The organism is Aeromicrobium sp. CTD01-1L150, from assembly GCF_041951745.1.
Taxonomy (GTDB): Bacteria; Actinomycetota; Actinomycetes; order Propionibacteriales; family Nocardioidaceae; genus Aeromicrobium.
This window is the reverse complement of the sequence record NZ_CP169555.1, coordinates 1,785,780-1,800,800: the sequence shown is the minus strand read 5'-3', so window position 1 is coordinate 1,800,800 and position 15,021 is coordinate 1,785,780. Positions and strand designations below refer to the sequence as shown.

At 65.2% G+C, this 15,021-nt stretch carries 8 protein-coding genes, 2 rRNA genes and 1 pseudogene; all 11 read right to left on the bottom strand.

All coding sequences use genetic code 11. The features are described 5' to 3' along the window. Positions 1-82: 82 nt before the first annotated feature. Positions 83-3,199: ribosomal RNA gene (locus tag ACEVFP_RS08905) — 23S ribosomal RNA — on the bottom strand. Between the two features lie 329 nt (positions 3,200-3,528). Beyond that, positions 3,529-5,046: ribosomal RNA gene (locus ACEVFP_RS08900) — 16S ribosomal RNA — on the bottom strand. Together the 16S and 23S rRNA genes form the textbook arrangement of a ribosomal RNA operon. A gap of 482 nt (positions 5,047-5,528) precedes the next feature. Further along, positions 5,529-6,788 (bottom strand): tyrosine--tRNA ligase, encoded by a 1,260-nt coding sequence (gene tyrS, locus ACEVFP_RS08895; RefSeq protein WP_375003423.1) that lies wholly within the window; start codon positions 6,786-6,788, stop codon positions 5,529-5,531. Between the two features lie 38 nt (positions 6,789-6,826). Further along, the gene (locus tag ACEVFP_RS08890) at positions 6,827-7,405 is read right to left on the bottom strand and encodes a DNA-3-methyladenine glycosylase (protein WP_375003422.1); all 579 of its coding nucleotides are present in this window, start codon (positions 7,403-7,405) and stop codon (positions 6,827-6,829) included. Between the two features lie 8 nt (positions 7,406-7,413). After that, positions 7,414-8,853 carry an argininosuccinate lyase gene (gene argH / locus ACEVFP_RS08885; protein WP_375003421.1) on the bottom strand — a complete coding sequence of 480 codons (1,440 nt, stop codon included), beginning with the start codon at positions 8,851-8,853 and terminating at the stop codon, positions 7,414-7,416. A 24-nt stretch (positions 8,854-8,877) separates the two neighbouring features. Continuing rightward, the gene (locus tag ACEVFP_RS08880) at positions 8,878-9,381 is read right to left on the bottom strand and encodes an arginine repressor (protein WP_375003420.1); all 504 of its coding nucleotides are present in this window, start codon (positions 9,379-9,381) and stop codon (positions 8,878-8,880) included. 22 nt (positions 9,382-9,403) lie between these two features. Continuing rightward, entirely contained in the window at positions 9,404-10,375 is a 972-nt protein-coding gene (gene argF / locus ACEVFP_RS08875; RefSeq protein ID WP_375003419.1) for an ornithine carbamoyltransferase, read from the bottom strand. Continuing rightward, entirely contained in the window at positions 10,372-11,676 is a 1,305-nt protein-coding gene (locus ACEVFP_RS08870; protein ID WP_375003418.1) for an acetylornithine transaminase, read from the bottom strand. Before ACEVFP_RS08870 ends, argF begins: the two co-directional genes overlap by 4 nt. Beyond that, positions 11,673-12,680 carry an acetylglutamate kinase gene (gene argB / locus ACEVFP_RS08865; RefSeq protein ID WP_375003417.1) on the bottom strand — a complete coding sequence of 336 codons (1,008 nt, stop codon included), beginning with the start codon at positions 12,678-12,680 and terminating at the stop codon, positions 11,673-11,675. The genes ACEVFP_RS08870 and argB overlap by 4 nt, the downstream gene beginning before the upstream one ends. Beyond that, positions 12,677-13,843, bottom strand: coding sequence for a bifunctional glutamate N-acetyltransferase/amino-acid acetyltransferase ArgJ (gene argJ, locus ACEVFP_RS08860; RefSeq protein ID WP_375003416.1), 1,167 nt, complete (start codon positions 13,841-13,843; stop codon positions 12,677-12,679). Before argJ ends, argB begins: the two co-directional genes overlap by 4 nt. Continuing rightward, a pseudogene (gene argC / locus ACEVFP_RS08855) lies at positions 13,843-14,924 on the bottom strand (N-acetyl-gamma-glutamyl-phosphate reductase). The gene argJ and the pseudogene argC overlap by 1 nt, the downstream one beginning before the upstream one ends. Positions 14,925-15,021: the final 97 nt, after the last annotated feature.

The window sequence follows — 15,021 nt, the reverse complement described above, 5'->3', positions numbered from 1 at the left end:
TATGGAGATATTTCGAACCAGGTCAATCTGGTTCCCGACTCATATCTCGGGAACCTCACAGTGGACGCGCAGAATCTTTGTAAGAAACAAGCCCTCGGCCTATTAGTACCGGTCAGCTCCATGCATTGCTGCACTTCTACTTCCGGCCTATCAACCCAGTGGTCTGCTGGGGGCCTTACCTGGTAAACCAGTGGGAAACCTCATCTTGAAACGTGCTTCCCGCTTAGATGCTTTCAGCGGTTATCACTTCCGAACGTAGCCAACCAGCCGTGCTCTTGGCAGAACAACTGGCACACCAGAGGTTCGTCCATCCCGGTCCTCTCGTACTAGGGACAGCCTTTCTCAAGTTTCCTACGCGCGCGGCGGATAGGGACCGAACTGTCTCACGACGTTCTAAACCCAGCTCGCGTGCCGCTTTAATGGGCGAACAGCCCAACCCTTGGGACCTGCTACGGCCCCAGGATGCGACGAGCCGACATCGAGGTGCCAAACCATCCCGTCGATATGGACTCTTGGGGAAGATCAGCCTGTTATCCCCGGGGTACCTTTTATCCGTTGAGCGACGCCGCTTCCACATGCCAGCGCCGGATCACTAGTCCCGACTTTCGTCCCTGCTCGAGCCGTCACTCTCACAGTCAAGCTCCCTTGTGCACTTACACTCGAAACCTGATTGCCAACCAGGCTGAGGGAACCTTTGGGCGCCTCCGTTACATTTTAGGAGGCAACCGCCCCAGTTAAACTACCCACCAGGCACTGTCCCTGATCCGGATAACGGACCTAGGTTAGATGTCTAGTACGATCAGAGTGGTATTTCAACGTTGACTCCACTCGAACTGGCGTCCAAGCTTCACAGTCTCCCACCTATCCTACACAAATCGAACCAAACACCAATACCAAGCTATAGTAAAGGTCCCGGGGTCTTTCCGTCCTGCCGCGCGTAACGAGCATCTTTACTCGTAGTGCAATTTCGCCGAGTTCATGGTTGAGACAGCGCCCAAGTCGTTACTCCATTCGTGCAGGTCGGAACTTACCCGACAAGGAATTTCGCTACCTTAGGATGGTTATAGTTACCACCGCCGTTTACTGGGGCTTAAGTTCTGTGCTTCGCTTGCGCTAACACGTCTCCTTAACCTTCCAGCACCGGGCAGGAGTCAGTCCGTATACGGCGTCTTTCGACTTAGCACGGACCTGTGTTTTTAGTAAACAGTCGCTTGGGCCTGGTCTCTGCGGCCTTCAACGCTTTGTGGAGCAAGTCCACTCACGTATCCGGCCCCCCTTCTCCCGAAGTTACGGGGGCATTTTGCCGAGTTCCTTAACCATGATTCACTCGATCACCTTAGTATTCTCTACCTGACCACCTGAGTCGGTTTGGGGTACGGGCGGCTCAGAATCTCGCTAGATGCTTTTCTCGGCAGCATAGGATCACTCACTTCGACAATTAGTCTCCCCATCAGCTCTCAGGAACATGAGTGACGGATTTACCTATCACTCTCCCTACAGCCTTGGCCGCGGTCTACCATCGCGCGCGGTTGAGCTACCTTCCTGCGTCACACCATTGCTTGCCTACTACCAGATCGGGTCGTGCGCTCTGCCGACCAGTGCTCCCGAAGGAGCTGAAGGTCGGTTTCGGGCACTTAGCATCACTGGATTCGGCATGGGCGATTCAGCGCCGGTACGGGAATATCAGCCCGTTGTCCATCGACTACGCCTGTCGGCCTCGCCTTAGGTCCCGACTTACCCAGGGAAGATTAGCTTGACCCTGGAACCCTTGGTCATCCGGTGGAAGAGTTTCTCACTCTTCATTCGCTACTCATGCCTGCATTCTCACTCGTGTCGCATCCACGGCTGGGTTACCCCGCCGCTTCTCTCGCGACACGACGCTCCCCTACCCATCCACGCACCTGGACCACAGACTCAAGGTCTGGGGCCGAGTACACGCGTGAATGCCATAGCTTCGGTGGATTGCTTGAGCCCCGCTAAATTGTCGGCGCGGAATTACTTGACCAGTGAGCTATTACGCACTCTTTCAAGGGTGGCTGCTTCTAAGCCAACCTCCTGGTTGTCTCTGCGACTCCACATCCTTTTCCACTTAGCAATCGCTTTGGGACCTTAGCTGATGGTCTGGGCTGTTTCCCTCTCGACTACGGAGCTTATCCCCCGCAGTCTCACTGCTGCGCTCTCACTTGTCGGCATTCGGAGTTTGGTTGAGTTCAGTAAGCTTGTAGGCCCCCTAGCCCATCCAGTGCTCTACCTCCGACAAGAAACACGCAACGCTGCACCTAAATGCATTTCGGGGAGAACCAGCTATCACGGAGTTTGATTGGCCTTTCACCCCTATCCACAGGTCATCCCCCCAGTTTTTAACCTAGGTGGGTTCGGTCCTCCACGCGGTCTTACCCGCGCTTCAACCTGCCCATGGATAGATCACTCCGCTTCGGGTCTAGATGGTGCAACTGCGTCGCCCTGTTCGGACTCGCTTTCGCTACGGCTACGGCTCTCGCCTTAACCTCGCTACACCACGCTAACTCGCAGGCTCATTCTTCAAAAGGCACGCTGTCACTCTTCACAAGGAAGAGCTCCAACGGATTGTATGCACATGGTTTCAGGTACTATTTCACTCCCCTCCCGGGGTACTTTTCACCTTTCCCTCACGGTACTAGTCCGCTATCGGTCATCGAGGAGTATTTAGGCTTAACGGGTGGTCCCGCTAGATTCACACCGAATTTCAGGGGTTCGGTGTTACTCGGGGCGACGAACAAGAGCCATGAGCTTACGTGTACGGGGGTCTCACCCTCTGTGCCACGACTTTCCAGTCGGCTTCCACTTCACTCATGGTTTGTGACTCTTTGCTGATTCGGCAGAATCAGCGGTTCGGCCCCACAACCCCTCAGCGACAACGCCTGCCGGCTATCACATCACTGAGGTTTAGCCTCTTCCGGTTTCGCTCGCCACTACTCCCGGAATCACGGTTGTTTTCTCTTCCTGTGGGTACTGAGATGTTTCACTTCCCCACGTTCCCTCCAAACGCCCTATGTGTTCAGGCGCAGGTACCTGGACTTTCCTCCAGGTGGGTTTCCCCATTCGGACATCCCCGGATCACAGGTCGGTTGTCACCTTCCCGGGGCTTTTCGCAGACTCCAACGTCCTTCATCGGCTCTCGATGCCAAGGCATCCACCATGTGCACTTAGTAGCTTGTTGTTACTACAAAGATGCTCGCGTCCACTGTGAAGTTCTCAAGATACGGTCGGTCCCGCCCCATGATCCACGCCTTCCCGATGACTCGAGTGGTTCGTGGTGGTGCGGTCCGAGAGGTCAAGCCTAGGGCCTGATCCCTCAGGACCCAACAGTGTGCCTGACTCATCGCGACTTCCGGCTGAGGTTCCTTCCCCGAGGGGCGTACTGACAGCGTTCGATCGATGATGAGCCAAATAGTCGACGTCCACTAGTGAGCTGTGTCGCGCAGAACGCTTGTCTGCGAACGACACGCCTGGACGAGGTCCGAAAACTCTCGCCAGTGAGCTCCTTAGAAAGGAGGTGATCCAGCCGCACCTTCCGGTACGGCTACCTTGTTACGACTTCGTCCCAATCGCCAGCCCCACCTTCGACGGCTCCCTCCACAAGGGTTGGGCCACCGGCTTCGGGTGTTGCCGACTTTCATGACGTGACGGGCGGTGTGTACAAGGCCCGGGAACGTATTCACCGCAGCGTTGCTGATCTGCGATTACTAGCGACTCCGACTTCATGGGGTCGAGTTGCAGACCCCAATCCGAACTGAGACCGGCTTTTTGGGATTCGCTCCACCTCGCGGCTTCGCAGCCCATTGTACCGGCCATTGTAGCATGCTTGAAGCCCTGGGCATAAGGGGCATGAAGACTTGACGTCATCCCCACCTTCCTCCGAGTTGACCCCGGCAGTCTCCTATGAGTCCCCACCATTACGTGCTGGCAACATAGGACGAGGGTTGCGCTCGTTGCGGGACTTAACCCAACATCTCACGACACGAGCTGACGACAGCCATGCACCACCTGTATACCGACCACAAGGGGGGCTACATCTCTGCAGCTTTCCGGCATATGTCAAACCCAGGTAAGGTTCTTCGCGTTGCATCGAATTAATCAGCATGCTCCGCCGCTTGTGCGGGCCCCCGTCAATTCCTTTGAGTTTTAGCCTTGCGGCCGTACTCCCCAGGCGGGGCGCTTAATGCGTTAGCTGCGGCACGGAGACCGTGGAAGGTCCCCACACCTAGCGCCCAACGTTTACGGCATGGACTACCAGGGTATCTAATCCTGTTCGCTCCCCATGCTTTCGCTCCTCAGCGTCAGGTAATGCCCAGAGAACCGCCTTCGCCACCGGTGTTCCTCCTGATATCTGCGCATTCCACCGCTACACCAGGAATTCCGTTCTCCCCTGCATACCTCTAGTCTGCCCGTATCGGAAGCACGCTCAGGGTTGAGCCCTGAGTTTTCACTACCGACGCGACAGACCGCCTACGAGCCCTTTACGCCCAATAATTCCGGACAACGCTCGGACCCTACGTATTACCGCGGCTGCTGGCACGTAGTTGGCCGGTCCTTCTTCTGCAGGTACCGTCACTTTCGCTTCGTCCCTGCTGAAAGAGGTTTACAACCCGAAGGCCGTCATCCCTCACGCGGCGTTGCTGGATCAGGCTTTCGCCCATTGTCCAATATTCCCCACTGCTGCCTCCCGTAGGAGTCTGGGCCGTGTCTCAGTCCCAGTGTGGCCGGTCACCCTCTCAGGCCGGCTACCCGTCGTTGCCTTGGTGGGCCGTTACCCCACCAACAAGCTGATAGGCCGCGAACTCATCCTCCTCCGCCGGAGCTTTCCACCTCAGAAGATGCCTTCCGAGGTCATATTCGGCATTAGACGTCGTTTCCAACGCTTATTCCAAAGAGAAGGGCAGATTGTTCACGTGTTACTCACCCGTTCGCCGCTCGTGTACTCCCGAAGGAGCCTTACCGCTCGACTTGCATGTGTTAAGCACGCCGCCAGCGTTCGTCCTGAGCCAGGATCAAACTCTCCGTTGAATTACTCCCCAGGCTCCGAAGAACCAGGGTCAACATCTGTTTGATTCCTGACGAACTGACTGCTGACAGTCAATTTGTCGGAATTGCCCTCGCGATGCTGTCGGGCCGAAGCCCTTCACCATCGACGGGGGTATAACTGATTATCTCGTCGACTTTTGGCACACTGTTGAGTTCTCAAGGATCAGACGCACACCTTGGCGCCCACCTTCCGGCGGCTACCTCGGGGCAACTCGTCCAACTTTACACGGTCTGTTTCGGCCCGGTCAAACCAGGTCCGACTCCGTGTTCACCCCCCGTTGTCAGCGGCTAGATCTCCGAGCCTCGTTGAGGCTCTGGCATTAACCGTTTCGGTTGGGGTGGCTGCCCGCCCGAGCGCCCGGCCTCTGGCCTTGCGCTCCGCCGTGCGGTGCAACAACCAGAACATTACGCACCCGCCCCAACACGGTCAAATCGAGAACGTGTGACGGCGACCACATGATCGATCAGTGGAGTCTGACGCCTGAAATCGCACGCTTTCCACGCCGCAGGAGGAACCAAGAGCCGTGCAAGGCCGGCGCGTCGGCCAGGGACAGGTCGGCATCGTCGGCGCGCACGTTGTTGACGTACGCGCCACCGTCATTGACGGCACGGCGCGCCTCGGACCGGGACGTCACGAGCCCAGTGGCCACCAACGCGTCGGTGAGTGTCGGTGCATCACCACGCCTGAGATCCACTGCGCCGGCCTCTCGCAGTGCGGCAGACAACGTCGACTCCGCCAGGTCCGCCACGTCCCCTCGACCGAACAACGCGGCGGCCGCGAGCTCGGCGGCCTGCGTCTCGGCAGGTCCGTGCACGAGCGTGGTCATCTCGGCGGCCAGACGACGCTGCGCAATCCGGAGCCCCGGCTTCTCGGCATGCTCGGCCATGAGGGCATCGATCTCGGTCACCGGCACGAAGGTGAACTGCTTGAGGTACTCCCCCACCTTGGAGTCCTCAGCCTGGATCCATGACTGGTGGAAGGCGTAAGGGCTCGTGCGGTCGGCATCGAGCCAGACGGTCCCACTCTCGGTCTTGCCGAACTTCGTGCCGTCGGCCTTGGTGATGAGCGGCGTGGCCAGGGCGTGGACACGGGTCCCCTCGGCACGGCGCACCAGCTCGACCCCGGCAGTGATGTTGCCCCACTGATCGCTTCCGCCGGTCTGCAGAGCGCAGCCGTACCGTCGGTGCAGCTCCAGGTAGTCCATGGACTGCAGCAGGACGTAGCTGAACTCGGTGTAGCTGATGCCGGACTCCAGGCGGCTGCTCACCACGTCACGCGCAAGCATCCGGTTGACGGGGAAGTGCTTGCCCACGTCGCGCAGGAAGTCGATCGTGCTCAGGTCCTGTGTCCAGTCCAGGTTGTTGACCAGGGTCGCGCCCAGCTCGCCCTCCAGGTCCACGAACTGCGACACCTGCGAGCGAATGCGCTCCACCCACTCGGCCACGACCTCCGGTGAGTTCATGACCCGCTCGCCTGCCTCCTTGGGGTCACCGATGAGCCCGGTCGAGCCGCCGACGAGGAGCAACGGCCGATGACCGGCCAGCTGCAGACGCCTGGCCGTCAGCAGCTGCAGCAGGTTGCCGATGTGCAGGCTGGGGGCCGTGGGGTCGAAACCCACGTAGTACGTCAGCGGACCAGCGTCCATCTCCGCGCGCAGCGCGTCGAGATCGGTCGAGTGCGCGATGAGGCCGCGCGCCTCGAGGTCGTCGAGGACGTGGGTCACGATTGGTGCCTTTCGTGTTCTGGGTACTGCGCCCGATCCTAGAGCGGCGCCCGCGGTGACCTACGGTAGGCCGACACCGTGGGATCGTCCGCCACCCAGAGCCGCCACGGACGATCCGCCTCCTGGGAGACCCCCACCCGCGGCCCGGCGCTGACCGGTGGTGTCACCGCAGGCGCGGGGCCCAGCCTGACCGGACCCTCGCCGAGCAGGTCGGTGCCCAGGTCAGTCATCGTCAGGCCCAGGGCCGATGCGAGGTTGCCCGGCCCGCGCGCGAGCCGCACATCAGGGACGTCGCCTCGGCGGGAACGGGCGAGATCGATGCCCTGCACGACCCGCCCCGCCCGGACCAGGACCGCAGCCGCCTGCTCGGTGGGGCCGGTGACGACGTTGGCACAGAGGTGGATGCCGTAGGAGCGATACACGTACAACCGCCACGGAGGGCCGTACATGATCTCCGAGCGCGGCGTGCGGGTGAAGGCGTGCGAGGCGGCGTCCTCCACTCCCCCGTAGGCCTCGACCTCGGTGATGCGCACCGCCACCCCGTGCCCGTGCAGAACGCGCCCGAGCAGACTGCGGGCACGCTCCAGGACGTGCGGCCCACTGGTCGACGTCGCCACGGGCCGGCTCAGGACAGTCGACTCCGCAGCTCGGCGAGCTGCTCGGTGACGCGTCGCTGGGCGGTGCCGCCGCGACCGTCGCGTGAGGAGATCGAGCCGCGCAGCGAGAGCACGTCCCGCACCGAGCCGCCACCTCGTGAGGCAGCCTGGGAGAAGTGCGGGGAGATCGCCGAGAAGTCCTCATCGGTGAGGTCCCACAGCTCGATGCCGCGCTCCTCGCACCTCTGGACGCATGCACCGGACAGCTCGTGGGCCTCACGGAACGGCACACCCTGCCGTACGAGCCACTCCGCGACGTCGGTGGCCAGTGCGAAGCCCTGCGGCGCCAGCTCGGACATGCGTGCGGTGTCGAAGCGAAGCGTCGCGACCATGCCGGTGAAGGCCGGCAGGAGGATCTCCAGGGTGTCGATGGAGTCGAAGACCGGCTCCTTGTCCTCCTGCAGGTCACGGTTGTAGGCCAGCGGCAGAGCCTTGAGCGTCGCCAGCAGCCCCGTGAGGTTGCCGACCAGGCGCCCGGCCTTGCCACGGGCCAGCTCGGCGATGTCGGGGTTCTTCTTCTGCGGCATGATGCTCGAGCCCGTGGAGTAGGCATCGTGCAGCGTGATGAAGCCGAACTCCTTGGTGTTCCAGATGATGATCTCCTCGGCGAGCCGAGAGACGTCGACGCCGATCTGGGCGAGCACGAAGGACAGCTCGGAGACGAAGTCCCGTGCCGCGGTGCCGTCGATGGAGTTGGCCGAGGATCCTGTGAAGCCAAGATCGCGGGCGACCGCCTCCGGGTCCAGCCCCAGCGACGAGCCCGCGAGCGCGCCCGAGCCGTACGGCGAGTCGGCCCCGACCCGGGCGTCCCACTCGGCCAGGCGGTCCAGGTCCCGCACGAGCGGCCAGGCGTGCGCGAGCAAGTGGTGCGAGAGCAGGACTGGCTGCGCGTGCTGCAGGTGGGTGCGGCCGGGCATCGCGACCCCGAGGTGGTTCTCGGCCTGCGAGGCGATCGCGCGGGCCAGCTCGCTCACCAGCTGGCTCACCTGACGCACATGGTCACGCAGGTAGAGCCGAAAGAGGGTCGCCACCTGGTCGTTGCGCGAGCGTCCCGCCCGCAGCCTGCCGCCCAGCTCCGGGCCGAGCCGCTCCACCAGGCCCCGTTCCAGGGCGGAGTGCACATCCTCATCGCCGGGCTGGGCCACGAACGCACCGGAGACGACGTCGGCCTCCAACGCGTCGATCCCCTCCAGCATCTGTTCCAGGGCTGCGTCATCGAGCAGGTCCGCAGCGTGCAGGACGCGGGCATGGGCACGCGAGCCCCGGAGGTCATAGGTCGCCAGGCGCCAGTCGAACTGCGTGGAGCGCGACAGCTCCTCCAGCTCCGGCGACGGTCCGCCCGCGAAACGGCCGCCCCACAGGCGGGTGTCGGCCGCGGTCTCGCCCGGCGCATCCTCTGGCACGGTCATGGAACTCCTCGGTTGGGGGACGACTCAGTCTGGCAGCGCGGCCAGCGACGTGAAGCGGCGGGCGACTGCCTCACCGCCGTCCGGTTCACGGCACATCAGCAGCACGGTGTCGTCACCGGCGATCGTGCCGAGCAGGTCCGGCTGGGAGGTGTGGTCGATCGCGGACGCGAGGTACTGCGCCGCGCCCGGCGGCGTCCGCAGGACCACGAGGTTGGCCGAGGCGTCGGCGGACACCACGAGCTCACGGGCGAGCCGGTTCAACCGCAGCTGCGAGACCGCACTGTCCTCAGCCGCACGCGGCGTACGATCACCGCCTTCGGCAGGCACCGCATACACGAGAGTGCCGTCGGAACGGCGCACCCGTACGGCGTCGAGGTGCACGAGATCGCGCGAGATCGTCGAGGGCGTCGCCTTCACCCCCTGGTCCTCCAGGAGGCGCGACAACTCGCTCTGCGAGCGCACCGCCTCACGGCCCAGCAGGTCCACGATGAGCTGGCGTCGGGCTGCCTTGGTGTCCGGGATCGTCATCGACTTGCTCGCTCGCGCTCGTTCATGCCGGCACCGGGCCCCGGGTGCTCGTCGGCAGCGGGCTCGTGTCCGGCGCTGACCTCTCCAGCAACCAGATCAGCAGCGCCTTCTGTGCGTGCAGACGGTTCTCCGACTCCTCCCAGACCAGACTACGAGGTCCGTCGACCACGTCGGCAGCGATCTCCAGACCACGGTAGGCCGGCAGGCAGTGCAGGACGACCGCGTGCGCCGCGGCATGCCCCAGCAGCTCCTGCGTGACCGAGTAGGGACCGAAGGTCGCCAGCCGCTGCTCCTTCTCGGCCTCCTGCCCCATCGAGATCCAGGTATCCGTGATGACGACGTCCGCGCCGGTGACCGCCGCGACCGGATCGGTGGTGCTGCTGATCGAACCACCGGTCGTCACCGCGATGCGCTCCGCGTCGTCGAGGATCGAGTCATGGGGTTCGAAGCCCTCGGGCGCCCCGATCCGGACATGCATCCCGGCGGTCGCACCACCGAGGAGGTAGGAGTGCGCCATGTTGTTGGCACCGTCGCCGACATAGGCGACCGTGAGACCCTGCAGGCTGCCGAAGTACTCCAGCAGAGTGAGCCAGTCCGCCAACAGCTGGCACGGATGGAGGATCTCGCTCAACGCGTTGATGACCGGCACCCCGGCGTGAGCCGCCATCTCCTCCAGGCCCGACTGCGCGTGCGTGCGCCACACGACAGCACTGGTCATCCGGCCGAGCACACGGGCCGTGTCAGCGATCGGCTCGCCCCGGCCCACCTGCGTCGTCGAGGAGTCCAGCACGAGCGCGTTGCCCCCCAGGTCGGCGATGCCGACGGAGAAGGAGACCCTGGTGCGGGTGGAGGACTTGTCGAACAGGACGGCCACCGTGCGGGGACCGGACAGTGGCTGTCGCCCGTACGGGTCGGCCTTGACCTCCAGGGCGAGCTGGAGCACCTCGGCCTGTTCAGCGGGCGAGAGGTCGTCGTCGCGCAGCAGGTGCCTCATGTGCCGCCCTCCTGTGACGCGACGTCCACCTCGTCCAGCAGCGAGCGGATGGTCTTGACGGCGCGGTCGGCATCCTCGGCCGACAGCACGAGCGGCGGGACGAGACGCAGGCGGTTCGGCGTCGGAGCATTGAGCACCAGGCCCGCGTCGTAGCCGGCCGACACCACCTGCGGCGCGACGTCGGCGGTGAGCACGACGCCCAGGAACAGCCCGCGCCCCGTGACCCCGGCGACCAAAGGATGGTCGACCAGCCCGGCACGGACCCGCTCCCCCACCGTTGCCACGTGATCCAGCAACCCGTCGGCCTCGATCGTCTCGATGACCGCGAGCGCCGCCGACGTGGCCACCGGGTTGCCACCGAAGGTCGTGCCGTGGTTGCCGGGCCCCAGCAGTGCGCCGCATGACCCGAGGGCGACGCACGCCGAGACCGGGATGCCCCCGCCCAGGCCCTTGGCCACGGTGATGAGGTCCGGGGTGACGCCCTCACGCTGATGGTCGAACCAGGCACCGGTGCGTCCGACGCCGCTCTGGACCTCATCGAGCCACAGCAGCGCGCCGTGCTCGGTGGTGACCTCCCGGGCCGCCGCCAGATAGCCCTCCGGCGGGACGACGACGCCGGCCTCACCCTGGATGGGCTCCAGGACGACGGCCGCGACCGACTCATCGACAGCCTCCCGCAGCGCGTCGACGTCGCCGTAGGGCACCCACCGGACGTCTCCGGGCAGCGGCTCGAACGGTTCTCGGTAGGCCTGCTTGGACGTCAACGAGAGCGCGCCCATGGTGCGGCCGTGGAAGGATCCCTCGGCCGCGACGATCGTGGTGCGCCCGGTGCGTCGCGTGGCCTTGAGAGCCGCCTCGTTGGCCTCCGTCCCCGTGCTGGCGAAGAAGACCCGGCTCCCCCGCGTGCCGCCGAGGTCGCCGAGGAGCTCCAGGAGCCGCTCGGCCAGCCGCACCTGAGGCTCGGTCGCGAAGAAGTTGGAGACGTGACCGAGGGTTCGGAGCTGGGAGGTGACGGCCTCGACGATCGCCGGATGGGCGTGGCCGAGCGCGTTGACCGCGATCCCGCCCAGCAGGTCGAGGTAGCGGTTGCCGTCGACGTCCCACACCCAGCAGCCCTCGCCCTTCACGAGCACGCGCTGCGGCGCACCGAAGGTGTTCATGACGGCCTTGGTGTAGCGGTCGGTCCACTCGGCCCCGGAGACGGGACGGCCCTGCGACGTCACGGGCAGCTCGGCCTTCTCCGGTGCCCCGGAGGTCCCGGCGGGGACGTCCGGACGGGGGCGACTGGGGGAACTGGTCATGAGCTCTCCTTGGAAGCACTCGTGGAGTACAGAGCGGTACGGACCCGCGTCTCGACGTCCGGCAGCACCTGGGTGCCGACGCCCTCGTCGGTGAAGATCTCCAGCAGGACGGCGTGCGGCTCACGGCCGTCGACGACGGTGGCGCCCTTGACGCCACCCTCGACGGCCTCGAGGCAGGCCTTCATCTTGGGAATCATGCCCGAGGCCAGGCCCGGCAGGAGCTCACGCAGCGACTCCGGGGAGATCTCGCCGATCACGTCGGTGCTGTCGGGCCAGTCGCGGTACAGACCCTCGACGTCGGTGAGCACGAGCAGCTTCTCCGCACCGAGCGCGGTCGCGAGCGCGGAGGCCGCGGTGTCGGCGTTGACGTTGTGCACCTGTCCGACGGCGTCCGGAGCGATGGTGGAGACCACCGGGATCCGTCCGGCATCGATGAGGTCCTGCACCGCCTCGGGCCGCACGTGGGAGACCTCGCCGACCAGACCGATGTCGGTCTCCTCGCCATCGATGACCGGACGCGTGGTGGTGGCGGTGAACAGGCCCGCGTCCTCCCCGGAGAGCCCGACCGCCAGGGCGCCGTGCCGGTTGAGCAGGCCCACCAGCTCGCGACCGACCTGGCCGGTCAGGACCATGCGGACGACCTCCACGGACTCCTCGGTGGTGACCCGCAGTCCGCCGCGGAACTCCGACTCGATGCCCAGCCGGTCCAGCATCGCACTGATCTGCGGTCCGCCGCCGTGCACGACGACGGGACGAAAGCCCGCCATCCGCAGGAACACGATGTCCTCGGCGAAGGCCTGCTTGAGTGACTCGTCGGTCATGGCGTTGCCGCCGTACTTCACCACGACGACCTTGCCGTGATAGCGCTTCAGCCAGGGCAGCGCCCCGGCGAGGGTGGCGGCCTTCTCCTGGTGTCGCTTCCACTGCTCGCTGGTGTGGCCCTGCTCGATCTCTGCGTCGTCGTGGGCTGGGGGCATCGTGACGTGCTCTTCCTTCTCGCTCATGTCGAGTACGCGGAGTTCTCGTGGACGTAGGCGTGCGTGAGGTCGTTGGTCCAGACGGTCGCCGCGGCGTCGCCGGACTTCAGGTCGATGGTCACCGACACCGCGCGATCCTCCAGCAAGACGGAGTCGGCCGGCTCGCCCAGACCGCTGTTGCGGCAGACCCAGACCCCGTTGAGGGCGACGTCGAGGTCGGCCGGGTCGAAGACGGCGTCGGTGGTGCCGACCGAAGCCAGGACACGCCCCCAGTTGGGGTCCTTGCCGAACACCGCGGCCTTGAACAGGTTGCTGCGCGCCACCGAACGACCGACGGCCACCGCATCCTCCTCGCTCGCGGCGTGAAGCACCTCGATGGCGATCTCGTGGTCCGCCCCCTCGGCATCGGCCAGCAGCTGCAGCGCGAGGTCACGACAGACGCTGGTGAGTGCCCCGGTGAACGCCTCCTGGTCCGGCTCGACGCCGCTCGCACCACTGGCCATCAGCAGCACCGTGTCATTGGTGGACTGGCAGCCGTCGGAGTCGAGCCGGTCGAACGTCGTCCTGGTGGCCTCCCGCAGACAGGCGTCGAGCACCTCGCCCGGCAGGTCGGCGTCGGTGGTGATGACGACCAGCATCGTGGCGAGCGCCGGGGCCAGCATGCCCGCGCCCTTGGCCATGCCGCCGACCGTCCAGCCGTCCTGCCCGGCTCCCTGCGTCGAGGACACGGCCGTCTTGGGCACCGAGTCGGTGGTCATGATGGCCCTCGAGGCGGCGTCGCCGCCGTCGGCCGACAGCTCACCGCTAGCCGTGCGGACACCGGCAAGCAGGTCGTCTGCGTCGTTGAGCAGGCCGATCAGCCCGGTGGAGCACACCTGCACGTCGATCGGTGGCAGATCCAGGAGCTCGGCGGCCAGCTCGGCCGTGGCATGGGTCAGCTGGAAACCCTCTGCCCCCGTGTAGCAGTTGGCTCCCCCGGAGTTGATGACGACGGCGCTCGCGGCACCGTCCTTGATGGCCTGCTCGCTCCACAGCACCGGATTGGCCTTGCAGCGGTTGCTGGTGAAGACAGCGGCAGCGGCCTTGCTGGGGCCGTCGTTGACGACGATCGCGAGATCAGGGGCGCCGGAGCTCTTCAGTCCTGCGGCCACACCCGCGGCGCGGAATCCTCCTGCGGAAGTGACTGACATCAGGGAGCCACCCCCACCGTCGTCAGACCCGTCGTCTCCGCGAGACCGAGGGCGATGTTCATCGACTGGATCGCACCACCGGCAGTGCCCTTGGCCAGGTTGTCCATCGCGCCGATGGCCACCAGCTTGCCCGCGCGCGGGTCCACCGTGGCCTGCACGTGCACGGTGTTGGCTCCGAGCACCGCCTTGGTCTGCGGCCAGGTGCCCTCGGGCAGCACGTGCACGAACGGCTCACCCTCACCCGCACGACCGTAGGAGTCGGTGTAGGCGGCGGTGACGTCGCCGGTCTCGACACCGTCGCGCAGCGGTGCACTCACCGTGGCGAGGATGCCGCGGGCCATCGGGGCCAGGATCGGCGTGAAGGAGACGACTGGCTCCGCGCCCCCGGCGGGGGTGCCGGGCCGTGGGCGGCGATGGGACATGGCGGCTCGGAGGTTCTGCTCGATCTCCGGCGTGTGACGGTGCACGCCGCCGACACCGTAGGCGCTGGCCTGACCCATCACCTCCGAACCGAGGAACGTGGTGGCGAGCTTCTTGCCGGCTCCCGATGTGCCGGTGGGCGCGACCACCGTGAAGTCGGGGTGGACCAGGTCCGCGAGCACGGCGGGCATCGTCGTGAGCGTCGAGACCGTGGGGAAGCACCCCGGCACCGCGATGCGGCGCGCACCGGCCAGCGCCTCGCGTTGACCCGGCAGCTCCGGGAGGCCGTACGGCCACGTGCCGGCGTGCGCTCCGCCGTAGAACTCGGTCCAGTCGTCGCTGCGTTGCAGGCGGAAGTCCGCACCGCAGTCGATGACGAGGGCGTCGTCACCGAGCGTCGCGGCGATCTCGGCCGAGGCGCCGTGCGGCAGGCCGAGGAAGACGACGTCGTGCCCACGGAGGTGCTGCGCGCGTCCGTCGGCTCCAGGACGCGGTCGGCCAGTGGCGTGAGGTGCGGCTGCAGCGACCCGAGTCGTTCACCGGCGTTGGATGCGGCGGTCACGGCCCCGATCTCGACACCGGGGTGTGCGAGGAGCGTGCGGAGCACTTCTCCTCCCACGTACCCACTGGCGCCGGCGACGGCCACGGAGATGGTGGTCATGCTTGATGATCCTGTCAGGTGTGGGATGTGGAGGACAGTTTCGGGCGGGGGTGCCGGGCTGTGGGCGGCAGATGGTCTGGCCGGGGGGCGAACCGCA

Excerpts from the sequence above, each read along its gene's own strand:
- ACEVFP_RS08870 (WP_375003418.1), bottom strand. The coding sequence starts at position 11,676 with ATGACCAGTTCCCCCAGTCGCCCCCGTCCGGACGTCCCCGCCGGGACC.
- argF (WP_375003419.1), bottom strand. The coding sequence starts at position 10,375 with ATGAGGCACCTGCTGCGCGACGACGACCTCTCGCCCGCTGAACAGGCC.
- ACEVFP_RS08880 (WP_375003420.1), bottom strand. The coding sequence starts at position 9,381 with ATGACGATCCCGGACACCAAGGCAGCCCGACGCCAGCTCATCGTGGAC.
- argH (WP_375003421.1), bottom strand. The coding sequence starts at position 8,853 with ATGACCGTGCCAGAGGATGCGCCGGGCGAGACCGCGGCCGACACCCGC.
- argB (WP_375003417.1), bottom strand. The coding sequence starts at position 12,680 with ATGAGCGAGAAGGAAGAGCACGTCACGATGCCCCCAGCCCACGACGAC.
- argJ (WP_375003416.1), bottom strand. The coding sequence starts at position 13,843 with ATGTCAGTCACTTCCGCAGGAGGATTCCGCGCCGCGGGTGTGGCCGCA.